Origin of the sequence: Wolbachia endosymbiont of Bemisia tabaci, from assembly GCF_003999585.1 — a bacterium.
GTDB lineage: Bacteria > Pseudomonadota > Alphaproteobacteria > Rickettsiales > Anaplasmataceae > Wolbachia.
This window is the reverse complement of the sequence record NZ_CP016430.1, coordinates 56,127-80,567: the sequence shown is the minus strand read 5'-3', so window position 1 is coordinate 80,567 and position 24,441 is coordinate 56,127. Positions and strand designations below refer to the sequence as shown.

General features: G+C 33.3%; 21 protein-coding genes, 1 tRNA gene and 3 pseudogenes. 11 read left to right on the top strand and 14 right to left on the bottom strand.

What is annotated here, in order from left to right; translation table 11 throughout:
* The first annotated feature begins 15 nt into the window (after positions 1–15).
* The 3 genes and pseudogenes from BBB02_RS00390 (at position 16) to BBB02_RS00385 (ending at position 3,943) form a co-directional block, all read left to right on the top strand.
* Entirely contained in the window at positions 16–1,365 is a 1,350-nt protein-coding gene (locus BBB02_RS00390; protein WP_127464282.1) for an alanine:cation symporter family protein, read from the top strand.
* 15 nt (positions 1,366–1,380) lie between these two features.
* A pseudogene (locus BBB02_RS06690) lies at positions 1,381–1,569 on the top strand (sodium:alanine symporter family protein); the annotation flags it as partial.
* Between the two features lie 166 nt (positions 1,570–1,735).
* On the top strand, positions 1,736–3,943 hold the full coding sequence (locus BBB02_RS00385) for a hypothetical protein (RefSeq protein WP_127463595.1): 2,208 nt from the start codon (positions 1,736–1,738) through the stop codon (positions 3,941–3,943).
* On the opposite strand, the gene BBB02_RS00380 is transcribed toward BBB02_RS00385, so the two are convergent.
* The 6 genes from BBB02_RS00380 to BBB02_RS00360 form a co-directional block, all read right to left on the bottom strand.
* The gene (locus BBB02_RS00380; protein ID WP_063630460.1) at positions 3,935–4,525 is read right to left on the bottom strand and encodes a Maf family nucleotide pyrophosphatase; all 591 of its coding nucleotides are present in this window, start codon (positions 4,523–4,525) and stop codon (positions 3,935–3,937) included. The two genes, BBB02_RS00385 and BBB02_RS00380, sit on opposite strands and share 9 nt — an antisense overlap.
* A complete protein-coding gene (gene infA / locus BBB02_RS00375) occupies positions 4,522–4,758 on the bottom strand; it encodes a translation initiation factor IF-1 (RefSeq protein WP_127463594.1) in 237 nt (78 codons plus the stop codon). The genes BBB02_RS00380 and infA overlap by 4 nt, the downstream gene beginning before the upstream one ends.
* 102 nt (positions 4,759–4,860) lie before the next feature.
* Positions 4,861–6,435 (bottom strand): hypothetical protein, encoded by a 1,575-nt coding sequence (locus BBB02_RS00370; RefSeq protein WP_245970135.1) that lies wholly within the window; start codon positions 6,433–6,435, stop codon positions 4,861–4,863.
* 5 nt (positions 6,436–6,440) lie between these two features.
* A complete protein-coding gene (locus BBB02_RS00365) occupies positions 6,441–7,802 on the bottom strand; it encodes a hypothetical protein (protein ID WP_245970134.1) in 1,362 nt (453 codons plus the stop codon).
* Positions 7,803–7,807: 5 nt separating this feature from the next.
* Positions 7,808–8,164 (bottom strand): hypothetical protein, encoded by a 357-nt coding sequence (locus tag BBB02_RS06270; protein WP_245970133.1) that lies wholly within the window; start codon positions 8,162–8,164, stop codon positions 7,808–7,810.
* A 158-nt stretch (positions 8,165–8,322) separates the two neighbouring features.
* Positions 8,323–9,600 (bottom strand): adenylosuccinate synthase, encoded by a 1,278-nt coding sequence (locus tag BBB02_RS00360; protein ID WP_127463593.1) that lies wholly within the window; start codon positions 9,598–9,600, stop codon positions 8,323–8,325.
* A gap of 179 nt (positions 9,601–9,779) precedes the next feature.
* Here BBB02_RS00360 and BBB02_RS00355 point away from each other — a divergent pair, with 179 nt between their 5' ends.
* Positions 9,780–11,372: a hypothetical protein gene (locus tag BBB02_RS00355; RefSeq protein ID WP_127463592.1), complete on the top strand. Its 1,593-nt coding sequence runs from the start codon at positions 9,780–9,782 to the stop codon at positions 11,370–11,372.
* A gap of 654 nt (positions 11,373–12,026) precedes the next feature.
* Here the strand turns inward: BBB02_RS00355 and ubiH (BBB02_RS00350) are convergent.
* Positions 12,027–13,178, bottom strand: a complete 1,152-nt coding sequence (ubiH, locus tag BBB02_RS00350) for a 2-octaprenyl-6-methoxyphenyl hydroxylase (RefSeq protein ID WP_127463591.1) — start codon at positions 13,176–13,178, stop codon at positions 12,027–12,029.
* Between the two features lie 15 nt (positions 13,179–13,193).
* Positions 13,194–13,259: pseudogene (locus tag BBB02_RS06815) on the bottom strand (N-acetyltransferase); the annotation flags it as partial.
* A gap of 33 nt (positions 13,260–13,292) precedes the next feature.
* Between BBB02_RS06815 and BBB02_RS00340 the strand changes: the two are divergent.
* Complete coding sequence (locus BBB02_RS00340; protein ID WP_127463590.1) at positions 13,293–14,453, top strand: multidrug effflux MFS transporter; 1,161 nt, start codon at positions 13,293–13,295, stop codon at positions 14,451–14,453.
* Positions 14,454–14,893: 440 nt separating this feature from the next.
* Here BBB02_RS00340 and BBB02_RS00335 read toward each other — a convergent pair.
* Positions 14,894–15,722 (bottom strand): annotated as a pseudogene (locus BBB02_RS00335) (Mur ligase domain-containing protein); the annotation flags it as partial.
* Between the two features lie 26 nt (positions 15,723–15,748).
* Here BBB02_RS00335 and BBB02_RS00330 point away from each other — a divergent pair.
* A complete protein-coding gene (locus BBB02_RS00330) occupies positions 15,749–16,417 on the top strand; it encodes a septal ring lytic transglycosylase RlpA family protein (RefSeq protein ID WP_012481726.1) in 669 nt (222 codons plus the stop codon).
* 327 nt (positions 16,418–16,744) lie between these two features.
* On the opposite strand, the gene BBB02_RS00325 is transcribed toward BBB02_RS00330, so the two are convergent.
* Positions 16,745–17,260: a hypothetical protein gene (locus tag BBB02_RS00325; RefSeq protein ID WP_245970132.1), complete on the bottom strand. Its 516-nt coding sequence runs from the start codon at positions 17,258–17,260 to the stop codon at positions 16,745–16,747.
* A 160-nt stretch (positions 17,261–17,420) separates the two neighbouring features.
* Here BBB02_RS00325 and ubiH (BBB02_RS00320) point away from each other — a divergent pair, with 160 nt between their 5' ends.
* On the top strand, positions 17,421–18,578 hold the full coding sequence (ubiH, locus tag BBB02_RS00320; RefSeq protein WP_127463588.1) for a 2-octaprenyl-6-methoxyphenyl hydroxylase: 1,158 nt from the start codon (positions 17,421–17,423) through the stop codon (positions 18,576–18,578).
* Between the two features lie 231 nt (positions 18,579–18,809).
* Here the strand turns inward: ubiH (BBB02_RS00320) and BBB02_RS00315 are convergent, their stop codons facing one another.
* A complete protein-coding gene (locus BBB02_RS00315) occupies positions 18,810–19,739 on the bottom strand; it encodes a gamma-glutamyl-gamma-aminobutyrate hydrolase family protein (protein ID WP_127463587.1) in 930 nt (309 codons plus the stop codon).
* Positions 19,740–19,799: 60 nt separating this feature from the next.
* Positions 19,800–19,872 (bottom strand) — tRNA-Phe (locus BBB02_RS00310).
* A 74-nt stretch (positions 19,873–19,946) separates the two neighbouring features.
* Here BBB02_RS00310 and coaD point away from each other — a divergent pair.
* Both coaD and BBB02_RS00300 read left to right on the top strand, forming a co-directional pair.
* A complete protein-coding gene (coaD, locus tag BBB02_RS00305; protein WP_063630499.1) occupies positions 19,947–20,453 on the top strand; it encodes a pantetheine-phosphate adenylyltransferase in 507 nt (168 codons plus the stop codon).
* 71 nt (positions 20,454–20,524) lie between these two features.
* Entirely contained in the window at positions 20,525–20,734 is a 210-nt protein-coding gene (locus tag BBB02_RS00300) for a zinc-finger domain-containing protein (RefSeq protein WP_006013766.1), read from the top strand.
* A gap of 14 nt (positions 20,735–20,748) precedes the next feature.
* On the opposite strand, the gene BBB02_RS00295 is transcribed toward BBB02_RS00300, so the two are convergent.
* Positions 20,749–21,321 carry a phosphatidate cytidylyltransferase gene (locus BBB02_RS00295; RefSeq protein ID WP_245970131.1) on the bottom strand — a complete coding sequence of 191 codons (573 nt, stop codon included), beginning with the start codon at positions 21,319–21,321 and terminating at the stop codon, positions 20,749–20,751.
* A gap of 91 nt (positions 21,322–21,412) precedes the next feature.
* Between BBB02_RS00295 and BBB02_RS00290 the strand changes: the two genes are divergently transcribed.
* Together BBB02_RS00290 and BBB02_RS00285 are read left to right on the top strand one after the other, a co-directional pair.
* Positions 21,413–21,598, top strand: coding sequence for a hypothetical protein (locus BBB02_RS00290; protein ID WP_245970130.1), 186 nt, complete (start codon positions 21,413–21,415; stop codon positions 21,596–21,598).
* Positions 21,599–22,019: 421 nt separating this feature from the next.
* Positions 22,020–22,796, top strand: coding sequence for an enoyl-ACP reductase FabI (locus BBB02_RS00285; RefSeq protein ID WP_127463586.1), 777 nt, complete (start codon positions 22,020–22,022; stop codon positions 22,794–22,796).
* A 389-nt stretch (positions 22,797–23,185) separates the two neighbouring features.
* Here the strand turns inward: BBB02_RS00285 and BBB02_RS00280 are convergent, their stop codons facing one another.
* A complete protein-coding gene (locus BBB02_RS00280; RefSeq protein WP_458694617.1) occupies positions 23,186–24,403 on the bottom strand; it encodes a hypothetical protein in 1,218 nt (405 codons plus the stop codon).
* Positions 24,404–24,441: the final 38 nt, after the last annotated feature.

The following is a 24,441-nucleotide window of genomic DNA, read 5'->3' as shown; positions in this document are numbered from 1 at the left end:
ATCTCTCTTTTACAGATGGATACAGTAAAGTTTGTTTTATTACTGCCAACAATACTACTCATACTAGTTGCTGGTGTTTACCTATCGGTTAAACTAAAATGGTTGCAGATATTTAGACTACCGTATGCCCTTTCACTTATTGGAGCTAAAAGAGGAGAAAATAAATTTTCTTCTATAGCTGCTCTGTTTACAATCTTAGGGGGAAATTTAGGAGTAGGAAATATTTCAGGAACTGCTGTTGCTCTAAAAACCGGAGGACCGGGATCCATTTTATGGATGGCAATCATTATTGTTGTTACTTCTGTGATAAAATATGTTACTTGTTACCTAAGTATAAAAACCAGAAAAGAAAAAAATGGACGGTTTATAGGTGGACCTGTAGCCTACATGAATGACTCATTTAACTCTAGCAAAGCTACAATTGTGTTTCTAATTGTTATGGTAATAGTTTCAATAACAGTTGGTAATCTTGTTCAGGTAAATTCTCTATCAATACCACTCAGCATGGTAGATGTACCTGTAGTTATTGGCGGCATTGTAATGGCCATAATATTTTTTGTTGTTGCAGCTCTTAGCTTAAAAAAAATTAAAATTTTTATATCGGCTATGATACCGATAATGACGGTAAGTTACCTTACACTTTGCGGTATAATATTATTTAAGTTTAGTGAAAATATCCTTCCTTCTCTAAAATTAATAACAAGCAGTTTTTTTACAACTAGTAGCTTTACATCTGGTTTATCTTTAGGTTTTATTTTAGAAATGTTGACTATTATTCAAGTAGGAACTTTGCGAGGTATTTTTGCAACAGATATAGGACTTGGCCTCGAAGGAATTGTACACTCCTCGATTACTCCTAAAAAAAATAACAATAAATTTATCATTGAACAGAGTCTAATCACAATAATATCTCCTTTTATAGTTGCACTCATAGTATTCATTACAACAATGGTACTGCTTGTCACGGATTCTTGGATTACTGATTTAGAGAGCACTAATATGTGCATTTTTGCTTTTAGAAAAGCTATGAATTGGCCCTATATTGACTATTTTATTATGGCTATAATGTTTTGTTTTGCCTTTACTACTATCTTTACTTGGTTTTTTTGTTCAAAACAAACAATACGCTATGTATCTATGGATAATAAATACACTAAAATCTGGACTGTAGTTTTTACCTTAATCATTCCACTTGGTGCAATTGGTGGAGTTAAGTTACTCTGGGATATCGCTGATATTTCAATTGCTGCTTTGCTGCTCATAAACATACTTGCTATACTCAAGCTCACTTCTCAAGATCCAGAAGTATTTACTATGAGTAGCAAATACTTAAAGTTGCAAAACAGAGCTAAGGCAATATTTTAAGTTGTCATCCCAGTTACCTTAATCATTCCACTTGGTGCAATTGGTGGAGTTAAGTTACTCTGGGATATCGCTGATATTTCAATTGCTGCTTTGCTGCTCATAAACATACTTGCTATACTCAAGCTCACTTCTCAAGATCCAGAAGTATTTACTATGAGTAGCAAATACTTAAAGTTGCAAAACAGAGCTAAGGCAATATTTTAAGTTGTCATTCCAGACTGGGATGACAACTTAAATTGCTTGATGTGAACATAAAATATCTCATGTCATCACGTTAGCAATACAACTTCTTTAATAAAAACTAAATCAATTCCCGTAATAATTGTACTAGCTAAGGCTAAAAGGCAGAGGGTTATTAGTGAGGGAAAATATGAATACTCAAAGCACACAACAATATCATGAATTCATTCGAGGATTTTTTACTTTATTCGATGAAATAAAAAAGGAAGACGACCCAATTTATAATTCCAGAGTTGGTTTTAATGCAGTAAAGTTTCTAATAAAGCACTCCGTCTGGAATTTGGAGACAGATGAAGACAAAAATAAAGCTTATGAAGTTATTCTTCCAGAGCAGAACAAGATAAAGAAAGCCGAACAAAAGCTTGAAAGTGAAGTTAAAGCAAGGTTAAAAGAGTATGTTGATGATATCGCAGGAGTTTCAATATATGGCGATCACGCAAGTATTACACTGGGAGATGACAAAAAAGAGTTTAAAATCAGCGAGTTTTTAAATAGTGACTTTTGTCAGAAGAAAGGAATTTCGGGATTTTCAACGCTGCATAGTGATGGAAAGAGCGGAATGCACGGTTTTGTTGCCGAAGAAGGAGAGAAAAGAATAAGGCATTATGTTGTAACCGATGGTTCATATGAAATGACTTTGAATTGGCATGACAAAAATGGAAAAAAATGTACTATCAAAATCAAGATTGATAAAGATGGTGTAGATCTCACTGAACGTAATGGTGTTACTGAGGAACAATTAAAAGCAAACACAGATGTAAAAATAGGTGGCTTATTCCTATATCAAATACAATTCAAGGAGAAAGGACAAGAACAAGAGAATCAACAATCATCTGAAACTTTCATAGAAAGTGATATTAGTAAAGGTGTTGGCGTTCAAGCTACTCAAGATCAAGAAGTTGAGTTTAAGCATGTAACGACTAGCACTACAAATTCTAATAACGCATCTGCTAAAAAGATTCCACCATCACTGCCACCTAGAACTAGTTCATTACCTAATAATCAGCAAAAAGGTGAGTATCAGCCAATACGGATTAATAGTAGAAATAACTACAATTCTCCATATTCTGATCATTCAAACAGTACTGCTTTCACCAAATCTGTAAGCCAAAATCAAAACGATAGGCAGTCTACATTTACTACGTTTGGATATACTGCATCTGGAAGCCGAAAATCAGATGAAAGTGAGCAAATATCTAATAATCGGCAAAAAGGTGCAATTTTTGATCCTACAACTACTGAAAGCGCTGCACCAGCACAAGACGTTGCATTCAAAAAAGCTAAAGATGCATTTAAGTATGAAAACGCTAAAGAATCACGCAATACTGGAAATAAGCAACCACTAAATGATGTAGCTTCGATTCTTGCATGGAAAGCAAAAAATGAGTTATTACGTAGTGAAAGTGAGTATGATGAAGAATTTTCTGACTTCGAAGATGGTTGGAGCGATAACGAAGATGAGTATATAACGCTTTCAAATTCTCAATCAGATAAACAAGAAAAAGATTATCTTAGCACTAAGGAAAACGAAGAAAGAGGAAACGATGAACAAAAAGAAACCGAACAAGAAAATGAATCTCTAGAATACAGCTCAACAGACATAAAAACAAACGATTCGGGCTATTCATCTCCAACTCACTCTAATCATGAAAAATCTCGAGTAAATTCTGGACAGTTAAAAGCGAGCCTAATGAATGTTGAACAAAGAGATGATACCCTACTTACGGAATTTACCAGTAAGTTGGATAAAGAAACTCAGAAATTCCTGCTAAAACCAGTAAATCAAAAGAAAATGAGTGAGCAAACAAAAGAACATTTATTAGCAGCTGGATTGCTAAAAGACAATGCAGCGGAGAAAGAAATAAACGACTCAGGTTACTCATCTCCAACTTACACTAGCCACGATAATTTTCAGGTCAATTCTGAGCAATTAGAGAAGAGATTAGAAACCATTGAACCAAAAGATACATTGGAAAAATTGAATAAAGGATTGAGAGACCAGGCTACTAAAGATTTATTCTCAGAAAGTATGTTGAAAGAAATAAAAGAAGGTAAAAAATATGACCCTGTACGTAAGTTATTAGAAAGAAAAGTGGCAGAACAAGAAAATGATAATACTAATCTGACTATAGACAAAAATAGCGAACTATATAAATTGCTAGAAAAAGATGCAGCACAACTGAAAGCTGGAATAGAAGAGGAAAGAAAAGATACTTTAACAGAACGCAATGATAGTCCTGATCGCAATAGAATTGCATTAGCAAACAAGAATAAAAAATTACTTTGGATTAAACTTATTGCTGAGCAACAGGAAAAAGATGATGGTATTTCAATATAGGTTAAAGTAATTACTTAGCAAGCAATGGGTTTCATGTAATGGTAACCCTATTACAGAAGAGTATGAGCCACGTAAAAATAATACAAACATTCCTGCAAGACCTTGTATGTTGCACCCCCCTGCCCTGTTTTTCCACTCTTCTGATGCTAAATAATATTTAATTTCTTGTTCACTGAGACGCTTAAATTTCACTATTGTAACTACAGTCCTAATATGCTGTTTAGATTGATCAGGAGTTAATAAACACACACTGGTGTATACTCTATGCCTTCTTCCTGATAACAAGCGAACGCATTTTTCTGCTTGCTCAACGTTTTCAGCTTTGAGCAGTATCCTTCTACCACAAGCAACAACTGTATCAACACCAAGCACAAAGTAATTTGGATTTGCACTTTGTATTTTCTCGGCTTTACTTTTTGCCATACGGATTGAGTAATCTTTTGGCAGCTCTTTCTCCAAAGGCGATTCATCTGTATCTGCTGGCAAAACCAAACCTGGCTTAATATTTATTTGTTTTAGTAAGGCTACTCGCCTTTCTGATGATGAAGCAAGAATAAGATTATCTAGAGATTGTTCTATCACTTGAGCCTTTTTATTATCCTACCCTTTCTTGCATTCCTATCATAAACACTCATCTCAACCAACACCCTATCGCCTATAATTATGCGTATTTTACTTCTTCTCACTTTCCCTGATACATGACAGATAATCTCATGTTCATTGTCCAGCTTCACTCTAAATTCTGCTGCAGGTAGTAAAGCAGTTACTGCCCCTTCCACTTCAAAAATTGTTTTTGATTTGTCTTCTTTTGTCATTGTCGTATTATAATTTAATAATCTTTTTCAGTCTACTATAGATTTTAAATTATTATCAATACAGGAGATTTTTATACTCTACGTGAGTATTGCTCTTGCAACTTATCTCCATATAATACAAGAGGAAAGCAAGTTACCTACGTTTCTACTCTCTGCCACCTTCTCAACAGAACTTATAGAACTTATGTTAGAAGATAAATCATTATCACAATTTTCCTCATCGCTATCAAGTCCACTATCAAGGCTTGGAGATTTGTGCAATGTTGTCTTTTCTTTCAGTGGAACATCAGACTCATTATCAGGTTCACTAAAAACTTCTCCCATTAGAATATAATATTGTTTTGCATAACCACTTATGGTCTTGCTAATTTTTTGTTTATCAGTAACTTGATCTTGTTGATCCTCTAAGTATTTAACTTGATTATTTAAGTTTTCTATTTCTTCTTTCATTTCTTCAATTGTCTGAATTTGATCTGCAATGATGTCGCTGTAGTTCTCTTGCAATTCATCAATACTATCTTCGTCTTCAATGAGTTCAAGTATATCTTCTGGAAATTCCTCGTACTCGATTTCTGGATCTTCGATGTCGAACTTTACTTCTTCTTCAAGTTCATCTTTTAAATTGCTATCATGCCTCTCTAACTTTACAATTGTTTCTGCTTCTATTTCTTGCTTCAATTCAGTAGCTCCTTTTTTCAAGCTTGACATTTCTTGCTTTAATTCGACATTTTCTTTAGACGATATTTGATTATCTGGAATCAATTCATCCATTCGTTGTGAGTTAGTTTCCTCTTGAGTTCGGATTTGTTGTGAAGCAATTTCTAGTTGAGTTTTAGTGTGCTGTAAATTGGCTTTCAATGCATTGCTATTAATAGAAGGAGAAGAAGGAAGGCTATTATCAGCATCAACTTTATGATCTAACTTCCCCTCTGGTTCCTTACCTTGATAAGCCACCATAGATTCATTGTAAAGATTAATAGGAGTAGCCCTATTCTCTTCTAGTGATTCCATTACAGCATCATATAAGGAGAGACCTTGAATATATAATTCATCGTTTTGCTTTATTAATTCTAGAATCTCCTTCGATGAAACAAAATCTTCACCATTAAATTTTAGTATTTCAGTTATGCCATCGCTACTCACATTCATAATCATGGTACACATTCCTGATCCATCTTTTGCAGCCCAAGTGCTTGTCATTTCATAATATGCACCTTCTTTAAATTCATAATATCTTTTCTTATCTTTTTTATGAGCGTGTATTTCATGTTTTTTATTGCAATAGATATTCAGTTCTTTAATATCTTTCTCTTGCTGTAAAACGTCACTAATCTTTGTTGGCTCACTATTGTCGTAATGAGTAAGGTTAATATTCAAAACTTTATTATTATTGTCAATTTCTTCACAGTAAACTTGAAAGTCCTCTTTCCATTTTCCAAAATACCTACTTGCAACTTCTTTTCCTTCCTTTACTAACTCTATGTATTTACCTATATTTTTCTCAAAGTCCTCATTAACAGGCTTTTCTCTTTCTTTTACTGCTTCATCCACATACATTCGCTTAAAATCATTATCACCTATTAGATTACTAAAACGCCAATTACCATAAGCTTTTTGTATATCAGTAAAGTCCATCTTTTCTCTCAAAAGCGCTAATAAGCTTATCTTATCTCTCAAATTTTCTAACTCACAATCGAGAAAATCATCGAAACTGCATAACTTTTATACAGTTCCCTATCTTCTATAATTGAGCGAAGAAATTTCATTATAGTAAGGTTCTTAATGGAAGGCTCATTTTTTTCTGCATCATTAATATAGCTTTTGAGAAATTGAAATATACCAAGCCCATTGTCGCTGTAGTTCTCTTGCAATTCATCAATACTATCTTCGTCTTCAATGAGTTCAAGTATATCTTCTGGAAATTCCTCGTACTCGATTTCTGGATCTTCGATGTCGAACTTTACTTCTTCTTCAAGTTCATCTTTTAAATTGCTATCATGCCTCTCTAACTTTACAATTGTTTCTGCTTCTATTTCTTGCTTCAATTCAGTAGCTCCTTTTTTCAAGCTTGACATTTCTTGCTTTAATTCGACATTTTCTTTAGACGATATTTGATTATCTGGAATCAATTCATCCATTCGTTGTGAGTTAGTTTCCTCTTGAGTTCGGATTTGTTGTGAAGCAATTTCTAGTTGAGTTTTAGTGTGCTGTAAATTGGCTTTCAATGCATTGCTATTAATAGAAGGAGAAGAAGGAAGGCTATTATCAGCATCAACTTTATGATCTAACTTCCCCTCTGGTTCCTTACCTTGATAAGCCACCATAGATTCATTGTAAAGATTAATAGGAGTAGCCCTATTCTCTTCTAGTGATTCCATTACAGCATCATATAAGGAGAGACCTTGAATATATAATTCATCGTTTTGCTTTATTAATTCTAGAATCTCCTTCGATGAAACAAAATCTTCACCATTAAATTTTAGTATTTCAGTTATGCCATCGCTACTCACATTCATAATCATGGTACACATTCCTGATCCATCTTTTGCAGCCCAAGTGCTTGTCATTTCATAATATGCACCTTCTTTAAATTCATAATATCTTTTCTTATCTTTTTTATGAGCGTGTATTTCATGTTTTTTATTGCAATAGATATTCAGTTCTTTAATATCTTTCTCTTGCTGTAAAACGTCACTAATCTTTGTTGGCTCACTATTGTCGTAATGAGTAAGGTTAATATTCAAAACTTTATTATTATTGTCAATTTCTTCACAGTAAACTTGAAAGTCCTCTTTCCATTTTCCAAAATACCTACTTGCAACTTCTTTTCCTTCCTTTACTAACTCTATGTATTTACCTATATTTTTCTCAAAGTCCTCATTAACAGGCTTTTCTCTTTCTTTTACTGCTTCATCCACATACATTCGCTTAAAATCATTATCACCTATTAGATTACTAAAACGCCAATTACCATAAGCTTTTTGTATATCAGTAAAGTCCATCTTTTCTCTCAAAAGCGCTAATAAGCTTATCTTATCTCTCAAATTTTCTAACTCACAATCGAGAAAATCATCGAAACTGCATAACTTTTATACAGTTCCCTATCTTCTATAATTGAGCGAAGAAATTTCATTATAGTAAGGTTCTTAATGGAAGGCTCATTTTTTTCTGCATCATTAATATAGCTTTTGAGAAATTGAAATATACCAAGCCCATCACTATCTTGGACAAACTTCTCTCTATCATTAACACAATTGTTGCCCTGTGATGAACATAATCTATTATGCAATTTTTGCAAGTCATGTATTGACTTAACTACATATTCTGCAACTGACAATTCTCTCAGCTGATCACTTGTTTTTTCCGCTTTTACTGCTTTGTCTCCCTTAGTCAAACCTGCAATCATAATATACCCCTTACAACTATATTTATATTATAACAATCAACATGTATTTAAGAAAAATCACACTGCTCACTGTACGTTTACGCTGCTACTTTGCATAATAGATTGCTTGAAGTCACACAAGTATCGTTTTTTATTAGATAAAAGTTAACAAGACGTTTTCATAGATTTTTAAGCTTAATAACATCCTCTCTATTGGGACTAGTTGAAATTAGATGAATTGGTACACCTATTAATTCTTCTATTTTTCTCACATATTTCATCAAATTTGCAGGTAATTCCTTAACTGACCTTTTGCCTTGAGTTTTCTCTTTCCAACCAGGAAATTCTTCATATATTGGCTCTAATTCTTTTTGTATTGAATGTGATGCGGGTAAATAATCATACATTTTTCCGCCATACTTATAACCAGTGCCTATTTTAATAGTATCAAAAGAATCAAGAATATCTAATTTGGTTAATACAATGCTTGAAACTCCAGAGAGTTGTACGGCCTGGCGCACTAAAACTGCGTCAAACCATCCGCAGCGCCTTCTTCTATTGCTTACTGTTCCAAGTTCCTTACCTATAGAAAATAAGCTGTCTCCAATCTCGTTATTTTGTTCAGTAGGAAATGGACCATTACCCACTCTTGTTGTATACGCTTTTGCTACACCAATAATGTGAGCATTGTAGGATAATCCTGAGCCTGTTATCGCTTGCGATGCTACGGTATTACTTGAAGTAACAAAAGGGTAAGTTCCGTGGTCGATATCTAAAAATGCGCCTTGAGCGCCTTCAAATATTATTTTCTTACCTTTTTTCATAAAATCATTTAGTATCTTCCACACAGGTTTTTTATATAAAAGAATTTTTTCTGAAATCTCTTCAATTTCCTTTAATATTTCTTCTTTTTTAACTACCTGGTAGTTAAGTCCTTTTCTGATAGCATTATGGTAACTCAGGAGAGCGTCCACTCTTTGATTGAGCTCATCTGTGTTTTCTAAGTCACAAAGGCGTATAGCTCTCCTGCCAACTTTATCTTCATAACATGGTCCTATCCCTTTGTTTGTTGTGCCAATTTTGCAATTTCCGTTTAAATCTTCAAATAGCTTTTCCTTGTCTTTATGTACACTGAGTATTAATGGGCAACTTTCAGATATCATCAAATTGTTATGATTTACGTCTACCCCTTTAACTTTCAATGACTCTATTTCTGAGATTAAAGCGTGTGAATCGAGAGCAACGCCATTTCCTATGATAGATATTCTGCCTGGTCTCAAAACAGCAGAGGGCAGTAAATTTAATTTATACACCTTATCACCTACTACTATAGTATGCCCTGCATTATTTCCCCCCTGAAACCTCACAACTACATCTGCATTCTCAGAAAGATAATCTACTATTTTACCCTTACCTTCATCACCCCATTGCAGACCAACAATTACAATATTATTCATCACTATTTTCTAGATTAATACGTAAATATTAATGCAGCATGCTACAAATGAAAAGAGAAATCTACGCCTTTCCTATATCCCTAAAATAAAGAAATAGACTATCGACTTTTTTATATATTATAAAATTATTCATCATTATATGGTACAACTTACAGCATATTTATAGTAAGGTGTTAATTATGAAAGAGGCAAAGAAGAGTCCGGTAGTTAGATTAAAGGCCACAGCTAAAGAATTCAATTTTAGTAAATTAAGAGCAGATCAAGATAATAAATTAGCGAATTCCGGTGAAACAATGTTCTTAGATTTTCAAAGAATGAATTTTATTATTAATGAAAAAGAAATAGATAAAAATTTTATTATTGCATTTAAGGAAGGAGCTAAAGATTATAAAAATGAGATTTTTAACCGTGATAATTTTGATAACCTCTCTGAAGAAGGTAAAGCTTTTATGGAACCAGTACTTAGGGAGCTTGATCAAGATAGACTATCTGAAGTTTGGGAAAATCATTGTAATAGCCCTACAGTTGCTGATGAGAAAAAAATTGATGAATATAGAAAGGAATTTGAGAGATTTTATAACGCAGGGAGAAGCTCTTATCATCTATTCTCCAAAAAAGATTACCGTGCATTAGCAAAGGAAATTTTCAAGGAAATGTTTAGATACGCTGAAGCAAAGGTTCCAAGTGATGCTATTTTAGAAGAGTTAGTCACCAATTGTAATCAAGCAGGGTATGGGGCTGGTATATTTAATGAATCTCATGCCGCACTCAGTAGTTGTAATTTAACTCCACACAGTCCTAAAAAAGCGCTAAACATTTACTGCACCGACCACAACTGCATAAAAGTGACGTCTGATATGGCAATGCCTATAACCACGATTGACAATCCGGAAGAGAAAATATGTGACCTATCCAGCTCATTAGAATTCATACTCGAATCTCAAAATGACAAAGATGATATAATATATAAAGAAGGTAAATTATCACTCACTATTCCTGAAGAGTTAAAAAATTATAAAGATAATGGCAAGAGCTTGTTTGACATTATTAAAGAATATTTTCAGAAATTCTGTACAAAATTAGGATTTAAACCTGAGATAAAAATACAAATAGAGCATAGCTTAGGTACTCAAATCAAAGTAAACAACGATGGTACAATATCTACTACAGGATCGGATGCAAATGAAAAATTTACCAATCTTTTAAAGAAAAATCTCAGAGAGAGGTTATTGGGATCAGGAGTTGCTCTAGGAGGTGAAGATGTTGATGATATTATTGAAGTCAGAGTATCTGCAGTTATGGATCTACTGCGTGATTATACTAAATTGGAAGATAATAAAGAAAACAGAGAGTTATTAATAAGTGAAGTAGCAGATAATTTAGGGCTTTTCTTTCAAGGTAAAATAGCATCAGAAATATTGAGAGAGTTTGATAATGAAATATTAATGCATACAGAAGGCATAGAGAATAACATAGGTCAATATATAATAGAATTAAGATCTTTACCTTTTTTGATAAAAGGTCAGGTTAATCATAATCAAGTGCAGTTTGTTGTAAATATTTTTACCAATTTAATTATTGAAGGAAAAAGCGAAGTATACAAAGAAAAAAATGCAATTAATGCAATTGATGCAATTCATAAGAAGATAGATAAGGCGATTGTTGAGCAAGAAGAAAAAGCAACCAACAAACAAGATATAGAAAATGATAAATGGACAGACAAAATAAAAAAACAGAGATTATCTATGGAATCACATGGGCATTTACATTAAAGATACTGTGTACAGAGGCGTAGTATACTAAATCCAAAGCGTTTGTAGATTCGATATCTTCAGTAACTTGACGCAGAGAGAATTGTATACCTTAATCAACTTTTCTAGCGGTATCCATAAGGTAAATCATTATTTGAGTGTTACACCTAAGCCCTCTTTATTTTCCTCTGTTATCAAGCTAAAAATACCATTTGTTTTCATTATGTATACGAAACTATTATGCTTGCAAGAAAAAAACCCCTAAAAAACTGGAAAAGAGAATAGGAATTTGACATAAGCTATTCCAAAATTTTCAATGTTCATATGGTTATAAGCAGTACAGCTATTAATCATCCATTATTGATATACCTGAATTATTCTCCACGTCAGGTTTCAACACTAGTTGCTATAGCGATTATAAATGATTTTCTTCATCGCGTTTAATGCTAAAATAAGGAGAATCATCTAATGTCATGCAAGTACCCTTTTTCTTGTCATTCCAGTGCGTGACGCTGGAATCCAGTTTTTCATTTCATCAAATTTAGCATAAGCTCAAGTTTGCTTATAAATTTTTCTGGATGCCAGTGTCTGGGCACTGGAATGACATTATGAAATTTGAGCTCCAGTGTCAACTACTATAATGACACCTGATTATGATGCAAGAAATCTAATGATTTATATAAACCCCATAGCATGTCGAACGAAGCTTTTTTTAAGAAAATCTGAATTTTCAACTACCATTAAACCAAGATTGCTCAGAACTTTAACACAAAGTATTCTGTTGGAAAATATTCTATTTAGTCCATCAGTTGCAAGTGCCATAGTGAGGTTGTCAAAGTATCTATCACGTGAAATTTTCTTCAATAGGTAATTACTGCCAACGTCAATGCCAGACACTTTTGCATTAGTTATTTGTCTAATAACACTCTCTACATCTCTCATTCCAAGATTAAGTCCTTGACCTGCAACCGGGTGGATTGAATGTGCTGCATCGCCAATAAGCAAAATTCTGCTTTTATGAAGCTTTCTCGCAAAAGTAAAACTCAAAGGGTAAGATTTTCTTTCACCCTCTAATTCAATTTCTCCCAAATAAGAACCAAATCTTTTTTTGAGTTCTATGATAAACTCCTCTTCAGATAAGCTCATCAGCATTTTTGAAATTTCGCATTTTTCTGTCCAAACTATTGAAGAAGTATAGCCACCTTTCATTGGCAAAATTGCAAATGGACCACCAGGAAAAAACCTCTCTACAGCTAAGTTTTGGTGATGTAATTCATGTTTTACATTAAATACCATGCTATTTTGTTTATAATCAAATTTTATCATTGGTATAGAAAACAACTCTGGTAACTTAGAGTTTTTACCTTCAGCACAGATAAATAGTGATGATATCAATTTTTGATCATTATCAAGAGTAACTTCCATGTATCCTGCGTCACAAGAGATTGTTTTATAGGAACGTGGAGAATATATATTGAGTTTATGCAAAAAATTGTTATTGATTGCATTCCATATAATAGCGCTCTTGATTACATAGCCCATTGGCTCTTCACCAACCATTTTATGGTCATAATGAACAGTAAATGGGCTATCTCCATCTAATATGCATATATCAAGTATTGGTTCAGCTTCATCTTCTAAGAACTGCCAAATCCCTAATTTTTCTAGTATTTTTTTTGACCCTTGAGAAATAGCAAATGCTCGATTATCATTGACTGTGCATGGTAAACTATTTTTCTCAATTACGGCTACAGATACAGAGTCATTACTCAGGCCAATAGCAGTAATAAGACCAATTAGTCCACTACCTGAAATGATTACATCAATTAACTCTGGTGTCTAATTTATATCCGCATCCCACCATAGCTTTACGTGAGGTGTTTCTAACCATTTTAATAATAGTAAAATGTGATATTCTTATTCATTAATTGAAAATCTCAAATGTTACTACCATTTCTGTTAATCCTGTCTCTAATTGCTAAGTTCATTGAAATTGATATTTCTGTACCTAGTTTTCCTGATATAGTACGCTATTTTAACGTACCGGAAGGCACAATTCAATTAACTATTGCTTATAATTTTTTAGGCTTTTGCATAGGAGGGTTGTTTTTTGGTCCATTATCCGAATGTTATGGTAGAAGGAGAATGATGATCATAGGTAATACTTTTCTATTAATTGGTGCTGTTGGTTGTGTTGTTGCACCTTCAGTTTTTTATCTTCTAATTTCCCGATTTATTCAAGGCATTGGTGCAAGCACATCTGTGGTTGTGTTTGCAATTATTGCAGACAGCTATAAAGGTGAAGAAGCGGTGAAGTTTATCGGGATCATGAATTCTGTTCTAACAATTATCATGGCAATTGCACCAGTGTTAGGCAGTTTCATCAACGAAATTGTTGGGTGGCGTGGTAATTACACAAGTGTTGCAATACTTTGTTTTATTTCTTGGGTTTTGCTGATTTTTCTGTTACCAGAAACAAAAAAGGACCGCGATGTTTTTAGTCTAAAAAAAATGATGAAAGATTACAGAAAATTATTATCGAGTTCAAAATTTATGGTTCTGTCTTTGCAGCAGAGCCTCTTCTCTGCTGCTTATATGTCATTCATTACTTGCGGACCTTTTTTGTATATGGAAACTTTTGGCTTATCCAGTACTATTTATGCACTACATCAAGGTGCAATAGTTGGGTCCTTCTCACTAATTAGCCTATTTTCTATTAAGATCCTCAAAAAATTTGGAGCCGTATGGTGTGTAATTTCTGGTACGAGCGTGGGTGCTATCGGATCTCTATTGTTTGTAATATTCAGTGTAATTATGCCCCATTCTTTCTACTTAGTAACACTATCTATGATTATTTTTTCTATTGGTTGTGCAATATGCCAGCCAGTGGTTTTTAACGCATCAATAAACGTTTTTCCTGAAATTAAAGGTACGGCTTCTTCTGCACTCTCGTTCATTAGAGCTTTTGTTATGGCTATTTTTATCGGCTTAACAAGCTACGTTTACAATGGTCAAGTAATCAGTGCAGCTATTCTTGTTTTTTTTGCAGTAGTTCTAATTTACTGTCTATTTATTGTTTTCAAGATCTGGAGAAATCTATAATCACCATATAGATCCTTCTCATTTCTAGTTATTGCGGTAATATGTATTGTAACTTTGCCGGCTGCTCTAGATGTATCTCTTCCAAATCACCTAATCTATATTAGTTAAAGAGTATTATCTTGCTCATGCGCCTAAAGTTTGAGAGCCAATTTTCAGCAATCCAATCAAATTCCAATTTTTTTCAAACAACTGTTTCTTGCTATTTTTGTACCTTAAAAAATTTAGCTTACTTTTACGCTAGCTTGTTCAAATAGCATTAGTACGATTTACTTTTTTTGAATGTAGAGATTTTCTAGGGATTGTCCTCTTAAATTCTATAGTATCTTGTTTAACATTGAAACGAGAATCCAGTTTCAAGCATTGAGGTGATGAAGAAAGGGCTGCTTTTATTCCATCCCTCTCAACTACTCGAGTAGTGGACAATGGAATACGATTACTTTCGTTTATACTAATCAACACGTCAAATTCTATGCTATTATTGTGTTGTTTTATGTTGCTAGCTCTAATTTTACCATTTCCAAACCCAAACGTTATAGAATTACTCGCATCATGATTGATGTCTGCAGAATCAGGCAAAATAGCAAAATTCGCGTTGTTTACAAATCGAGAAAACGCATTTTTGATTTCGTTAAATGTACCGTAATGGTCTATATGGTCGTCATTAATACTTGTTACAACAGCAATATCTGCAGGAATTTTTAACATAGTTCCATCAGATTCATCAGCCTCAATTAAGAAAATGTCACTTTTGCCAAGTTTTGAATTACTCTGATAGGAATTTAATATTCCTCCAACAATTACAGTGGCGTCAGCACCAGAATGATCAAAAATGGAAGCAATCATAGCTGTCGTCGTCGTCTTGCCACTTGAACCTGAAACTGCTATCACATATTTACCTTTCATAATTTTAACCAACATGTCTGACCTATGCAAAACGGTTTTATTGTTATTTCTTGCTGCAACTAGCTCAACATTATCAGGTTTTATTGCGGAAGAATGTACAACTATTTGAGCTTGTCTAATACTACTTGCATCGTGACCAATATAGACCTCTATACCTAATTTTTGTAACCTATCTATATTGTCGTTTGATCGCGTATCACTGCCTTGAACTTTATAACTGGAATTATGAAGAATTTCAGCAATTGCGCTCATTCCAATTCCACCTATACCGATTATATGTATTACTTCTTTTTTAGTGCTGTGCATATTTGGCAGTAGACGTTTACTTATTACTAAATTTATTATAGTATAATTTAAAATCCTCATGGTATCGAACCATTTCACTAAGTACAATGATAAAAAAACTAGCCTTTCTATGTCTAATATTCGTTTTAATGAGTAGTTGTAGTTTTAGCAATAGGTGTAATCACACCGCAGGTCATTATAAAATTGGCAATAGCTATACAATAAATGGTATCACCTACCACCCAAAATACTGTAGCTGTTATGAGGAAGTAGGAATAGCATCGTGGTATGGAATAGAAGATCATGGCACAATTACAGCTAACGGTGAAGTGTTTAATCGTCACTTGATTTCTGCAGCACATAAGACCTTGCCCCTACCCTGCTTTGTTCGTGTTACTAATTTAGAAAATGGAAGAAAGCTTGTTATAAGAGTTAATGATAGAGGGCCATTTGTTGAAGGTAGAATAATAGACTTGTCAGAAAAAGCAGCACAAGTTTTAGGACTTCATAAGTCTGGGCTTGCGAAGGTAAAAGTCGAGTACTTAAGAAAGAGGTCAGAACAATTGATACAAAATACTCCTCATTACAAAAGGCAATATGAAAAAGAAATGCAGAAACGTCACCCAAAACAAAACAATGCAGAAAGTAAGGGATATGTAGCATTTTTTGTAAACGCTCAGGTAGCTAAATCAGCTGCATCAAAGCTTCGTAATCAAGGAATAGAAAATGTTAGATTGCTTTTCAAGAATGATCAATATTGCGTAAAAGTAAGTTAAAACCTGCATTACAAATTGTGTAGCATGACAGAAACTATTTGACAAATGAGAATGTTCCAAGAGCATGTGCGTCAAGTTAAGAAACTATCGTGAAATATAGCAATATTTAAGATTGGTATTTTATTTGTTACATTTCAGGTAGTGACAGCTACCTCAGCTGTAGCTGTAAAAAATAATCTACCACTTAAGAAATTTCATTAAAAAAATAGCATAATCTTATTTCTCTAAAAAATACTATCTTCAACTTGAATATGTTGAAAAATATTTTGCGTATTATCCAAAAAGTCATCCTTTATAGCAGCTAGCTCGGATTGTTTTTGAGATAGATTATCTTCTATTGAAACAATCAAGATCATTGCACTTTAGTTGAGAGCGCATGTCTCCATTTTCATATAAACCTCGTATAACGTCATAATATGCTCGAGTTTCATCAGTTTCTGGTTGTTGCTTTTCTTTGAGTATTGCCTTTAATTTTGAATCTATGTCTAATTCTCTTTTTATAGCTTCAGTAGCATTTTTATGATATTTTTCATAATCTTCAAAATTTTTTAATATTTTACCTTTTACTTCATTTTGTAACATCTTTAGCAAATCTTTAGCATGAGGTTTTTCAATTTTTTCCTTCCACTCATCATACGTATATTTACCACGTTGTGTATCTTGACACTCGCCTCCTACATTAAATAGTTCTTCATTACAGATTGTATCACCCTGATAAAAGTAATCGCTTATATTAATTTTATCGCTAGTTAAAGTTTGTCTAATTTCTGCTTTATTTTCTGCAAGTTCTTCTCTGTACTTGTTAATGCAATTTAGTAATTCTTTTTTGCAATCTGTAGTCATAAGCTGTTTCCTTTAATAAAATAAAACCTATTTTGCATGAAATAATTAATACTTTATTACTAATCTGAGGTATACTAAGGTAGTGATAAGAAGTCCAGCATCTACAAAGTTTGTTTAAACTATTTTCAAAATGAATAAAATGTAATTTTAGGTAAATAAAATGAATTACGATGTAATCATTTCAGGTGGTGGGCTAATTGGTCTTATTACTGCTATTGGCCTGAGTAATGACTCTGTATCTGTAGCCGTAATTGAGAAAAATAGTTTACCATGCACAGTCAATGATAATCGAGCATTTGCTATTTCTCAAGGGTCAAAAAAAATACTAGAAAAATTAGGGATTTGGCAGTTCTTAGAAGATGAAGCTGAACCAATACTTGATATATGCATATTAGATGGAGATAGCCCATTTACTGTTCATTATGACCATAAAATGGTTGGTGAAGAGCCAATGGGCTATGTAATCAAGAGCGCTATTATATGGAATGCAATCAATAACAATTTTTTGCATAAACTCAATATATATTCTCCACGTTCCTATAAAACAATCTCTTGTGACGCAGGATACATGGAAGTTACTCTTGATAATGATCAAAAATTGATATCATCACTATTTATCTGTGCTGAAGGTAAAAACTCTAAGTTACCAGAGTTGTTTTCTATACCAATGATAAAATTTGATTATAAACAAAATAGCATGGTATTTAATGTAAAACATGAATTACATCACCAAAACTTAGCTGTAGAGAGGTTTTTTCCTGGTGGTCCATTTGCAATTTTGCCAATGAAAGGTGGCTATACTTCTTCAATAGTTTGGACAGAAAAATGCGAAATTTCAAAAATGCTGATGAGCTTATCTGAAGAGGAGTTTATCATAGAACTCAAAAAAAGATTTGGTTCTTATTTGGGAGAAATTGAATTAGAGGGTGAAAGAAAATCTTACCCTTTGAGTTTTACTTTTGCGAGAAAGCTTCATAAAAGCAGAATTTTGCTTATTGGCGATGCAGCACATTCAATCCACCCGGTTGCAGGTCAAGGACTTAATCTTGGAATGAGAGATGTAGAGAGTGTTATTAGACAAATAACTAATGCAAAAGTGTCTGGCATTGACGTTGGCAGTAATTACCTATTGAAGAAAATTTCACGTGATAGATACTTTGACAACCTCACTATGGCACTTGCAACTGATGGACTAAATAGAATATTTTCCAACAGAATACTTTGTGTTAAAGTTCTGAGCAATCTTGGTTTAATGGTAGTTGAAAATTCAGATTTTCTTAAAAAAAGCTTCGTTCGACATGCTATGGGGTTTATATAAATCATTAGATTTCTTTCATCATAATCAGGTGTCATTATAGTAGTTGACACTGGAGCTCAAATTTCATAATGTCATTCCAGTGCCCAGACACTGGCATCCAGAAAAATTTATAAGCAAACTTGAGCTTATGCTAAATTTGATGAAATGAAAAACTGGATTCCAGCGTCACGCACTGGAATGACAAGAAAAAGGGTACTTGCATGACATTAGATGATTCTCCTTATTTTAGCATTAAACGCGATGAAGAAAATCATTTATAATCGCTATAGCAACTAGTGTTGAAACCTGACGTGCCTTTTGACTTGACAGACGAGAGTTTTTATCTAATTTGACAACAAGGGCTTCTAGATGACTTTGAAAGTAAATATTACCATGCTTATCTTCGATAGCTTCTATTACCCCGTCATTGGCAAATGCTGCAATTTTATATCCAAGTAGCTCTAGCCTTCTTCTATTCTCTGTAGCATTACTTACTTTACCTGAATGAGCATTCGGAAAATAAGTTGAAAACCAGCCATTTTGATTAGGTAGTAAAAATCTAGCTACCACTTTTTCCAAACGACTACCTGGAACAATTTTTATCTGCTGAAGAGGTATATTCTCTTTTTGTGCTGATTTTAAATGATTCTTCTCATCATTAACAACATTTGTTACTTCAATTTCTTTTGCATACATAATGTCTTGTAAACCACCGCATATGGCAAGCAAATGAATTGTAGGATTGTCATCTACTATTTTTACAATTGCTTCATTCACAAGCTGGCGGTAAGGGTTAAGAGCTGAATGAAAGTTATCTGAAATAAATATTCTGTTTATCTTTTGCTTTTTGATAAATTTTGCAACTTCAACTTTTATTCGATCTAGTATCAGCTTTTTTGCCAATATTTCATCTTGTTTTGCAAACTCTTCTTGGATTTCTTTTAGATTAATTATTTTGTCGTAGTTAATGAATATAGTTTTAACCCCAAAATTATTGAATATCTCATAGATATTTTGAGATTCATCTGTTTTCAATAAACCAACAATTATATTATAATTTACTGCATTCTCTGCTGTCAAAGCAGATGGTTCTTTGTTTGCTTTTTCACTATAAGCGATATTACTTAATAGTAGAAATGTAATTAATAGTATATTAAATATTCTATTGTAACATTTATACATTATTTCCTAAATAATTATATTAATACTATAATATACTATAGAACATTAAGAAAAAGAATGTGGCCTGAGCAGGAATCGAACCAGCGACACAAGGATTTTCAGTCCTTTGCTCTACCAACTGAGCTATCAGGCCAACTACGTACTTTCATTTTTAGACAAAAAACGTTATCATGTCCATCAAAAGTTTTTGAAGTATAGAAACAAAGAATGAACATTAATAACAAAATAGGAATTTATCCTGGTACATTTGATCCTATAACTTTGGGGCACCTTGACATAATAAAAAGAGCATGTAAGCTAGTCGATAAGTTAGTAATTGGTGTTGCAGAAAATGTTAACAAACATACTAGTTTCAACATAAATCTACGCACAAGCATGGCTGAAAATGAAGTGAAAGGACTAGGAATTGACGCAGATGTCATATCTTTCAATGGATTATTAATGAATTTTGCCAAAGAGCAAAATGCTTCTGTTATTATCAGGGGGCTCAGAGCAGTATCAGATTTTGATTATGAATTTCAAATGAGCTGGGTAAACTATAAACTCCTTCCTGAAATCGAAACTATATTTCTTCCTGCATCTGAAGATACTCAATTTATCTCATCAGTTTTTGTGAAAGAAATAGCGAGATTAGGAGGAGATGTTAGCAATTTTGTATCAAAAAGTGTCCAAAGCGAATTGATTAATCTAAATAGGGTAAAAAATGGAGAATAAATATTTGTTGTTTTCTCCACTTCAAAGCGGTTATGCTCGATGTACAAAATACTATAAAATAAAGGAGCAGTATGTCAGAAGTGAGGGATAATAATCTAATAGTTTGCTGCCGTGGTGATGAGAATGATGATGGTTCTGGTCATCCAGTAGTATATTTACATAAAGAAGGAGAAATGTATTGTCCTTATTGCAGTAAGCCCATGAGTGAAATAGTGAACTCCGAAGAATTTCAATTTGTTGAGGTGAAAGCAGTGAATAAAAAGGAAAGGACCAAAGGTTAATAGCACTTCATTCTTTAGCTTATGTAAATAGCAATAAAGGGGGCAGTAAAGATGAAACTGTCCATACGGTCAAGTACTCCTCCATGGCCAGGTATTATACCTCCACTATCTTTAACATTGTAAACTCTTTTTATGAGTGATTCAGTAAAGTCTCCAAGTTGGGCTAGAATAGCAATTGTAACGCCAATTATTGGGGAATAGAAAATTGGAAATAAACTCAAAAATATTGAGCCAAAAATTGTACAAAATACTCCAGCTAAAACTGCACCTAAAAGCCCTGACCAAGTCTTTCCAGGACTAATAATTGGGCAAATTTTAGCACCACCAAAGTTTTTACCAAATAGGTAAGCGGTAATATCGATGCTCCAAATGGTTAAGATAAGCCATATTAATTCATATTTTCCCTGTGGTAGATTATATAAGTATATCAGCGATGCATTTGGTAGTGCAATGAGTAGTAATGCAAAAATGTATAAGATACTATTGCCTTTAGTTAGGTTATACCATTCAAAAGAAGATAGAACCGCAATTGGGGTGAGTATAGGTCTTGCGTTATAGAATGATGATGTCATTCCAGTGTTTGACACTGAAATCCAGAAAAATTTACAAGCAAACTAAGCTTATGCTAAATTTGATGAGATTAAATGAAAAAAAGCTTATTGAAAGCAATGGTGTCACTTGGGGCAGTTAGCCGCATATCAAGAGATAAAAGTAGGAAGGCAATATGAAGCAAAATCTCTATATGAAGCATTATCACATTTGAAAAAAGAAGATTCTGAAATAATAGAAATTTCACATGTGCCATCAACAAGTATGGAAAGTATAATGACATCACAACAAACTTCTCGGGCTCAAGAAGTATAAAAGGTGGTATAAGCTGCTTGCAAATGTAGGCAGCTTATATTTCAGTATTCTTATTTCATGTTCTCTAGAGAGTTTTTATTTCCTGTAATCTTTTTATACAAACCATAGGCGCCAGTGGATTTTTAGCTAAAGTAAAGGTCAAGTATCTGGAATTCTGGACATAAAATCCTCCTGTGTAAAAAAAGTTAGAAAAAAATGCAGTGCATATACGACAGATATACACTGAAGAATATATTTTTTAATAAGTTTGATTAAAAAGTCTGCAGACTAAAGATAGATTTTGAGCCCTTAAAATATCTCTAATTGTAATTATAATGAGGTTGGAAATATGCGGAAGTAATTTTTATACGTTAGCTACAGTTAAAACATAATTGACTTTGCCTAGTTAATATTTCAAATTATAAAAAAGGCAAATAATTCTATGATATTGCAGGGCAAAAAAGGGTTAATAACCGGAATAATAAATAAGAGGTCAATAGCATATGGTATAGCAAAGACCCTCTCAGAACATGGAGCTGAGCTTGCAATCACTTATCAAAATGAAACAATAAAAGAGAAATTATTACCAATAGCAAGTGAATTAAATGTAGAGTTAATATTGCACTGTAATGTTTCAAATGAGGAAACTATAGATAATGCTTTTAAGGAAATAAAGGAGAAGTGGGGTGCTATTGATTTTTTGGTACATGCAATAGCATTCTCCGATAAAAATGAGCTAAATGGTAAATATATCAATACTTCACTAAACAACTTTATTAATGCAATGCATATATCATGCTATTCTTTTACTGCTTTAGCGCAAAGAGCGGAAAAAATGATGTTAAATGGCGGTAGTTTACTTACTTTATCTTACTATGGTGCTGAAAAAGTTATGCCAAATTATAATGTGATGGGTTTATGTAAAGCAGCACTTGAAGCAAGTGTAAAATATATAGCATGTGATCTCGGACCACAGAACATCAGAGTAAATGCAATTTCTGCTGGTCCAATCAGAACTTTGGCATCTTCTGGAATAAGTGACTTTCACTCCATATCGGAATGGAATAGAAGTAATTCTCCACTTAGACGCAATGTTACAATAGAAGATGTTGGTAAGGCAGCACTATACTTATTAAGTGACCTGAGTAGTGGTACAACTGGAGAAATTTTACATGTTGATTCAGGGTATAATGTTGTGGGAATGAAGATAGTAGACTAATACAGTACTGCAGATGCATGTGAAGCCTGTGTTTTTTTGTTATCCGACTAATTGACATTGGAGCCCAGTATCAGCTACTAGAATGACAACATTTTTTACTTAAATCTCCGCATATTAACCATAGAGTTATTATTTTACAAGTATTTGTTGCTGCTGATCTTCTATTTTTACTTCTTCCATTTGGGTTAAGAGATTGTGCGTGAGGGTTGCTCTTGAAGTTGCCTTGCAAGGGAAAAAGTCTTGTTCCTCGCGATCTTGGAGTTGCTTTGCAAGCAAGAAATCCTATTGTTCTTGTGTCTGTTTTACTAAGACTTTATTCTTATTAAGCAGTGGTTAAATAGCTTTTATTATAGAATACCCCCTATAGAAGTATGTAGGACTATGAAAACTTATCTTACAGGTTGTGGTACTTGTTGTTGATGAAATGTTTTTTCTACACGTGCTTCTTCCACACTGCACCTTCTTGATAAGACTGGCTCCTCAAGGCATTTTATACGTTGCTGTACATCATTAATGCACTGCCCTATAACATCACCAATTTTTCCATCAGCATTTTTTGCCAATAACTCATCAAACCTCTTCTCAACCTCTGCTCTCTCAGAGGTATCCTTTGAAAGGTTACAATACTCCAAAATTTCATCTAATTGAAGTTCTTTTGCTAATTGAAAGTCTTCTTGCTCTTGAATTTCCTTAGTTATAACCCTAGCTCTAGAGTAATGGGTTCCACCCAAGTATATTACTTCCTTCTTCTTATTGCCCCATAACTCGTCATTTAATTTATAACTCTCACGATTCAAGAACTCATTTAGTTGATCATTGTTTATCATTTCAGGGTTTATCATTTCAGGATTTGGTTCAAACTTTTGTTGTTCCTCTCTACCATCCACTTCACAATGGACATTAATTTCAATATTAGCTAAAGAAGCTAATACCTGAACTTCTTCAATGAAAATAAAATAATTTGGGCTTTCTATTGCCTTAAGGTAAGCTTGGTAAAGTTTAGATTCATTAAGAAATGAGCGTGTAACAAATTCACTGTTATATTGGTCATCGTACTCATCTTCACTATGATTATTAAGAGTCTCTGCATATTCTCTTAAATTAAGCATAGCTTGATCACGCGGTATATTAAGTTTGCTAACAGCTTTATTCACTAACCCCTTCACATTATCTTCAACATTTTCAATTTTCCTTTTTGTTTGCTCAACCAACTCCTTTATTTTATCAGACTCGCCAGTTAAATCTCCTGGCTTGTTTAAAAACATATTAAAAACTTTTTCTAGCTGAGTCCTTAAAGAATCTGGCATATTGTGATCATCTAAAGACGTAAATTGACTTAAGAATTTGTGCCATTCCATTCTCATATCTTGTGCTCTTTCAGCTTTATATGTACCAGAGCTGTTATCACCAAACACTGCATGGAAAAAGCAATTGCCATCACCTGTAGTATCATACTTAACTACTTGATTAGCAAAAAATTCTTGCTTCACATCATTGTCTGGAACCTTGAGTCTTTTTGCATCTACATCAAGAAAATCATTTGGTAATTTTCGTTTTCTAAATTCAGCCATATTTTTACCATCATTTGGTAATTTTCGTTTTCTCATATTTTTACCTTCACTTAAGCTAAGCAAGCAGATAATTA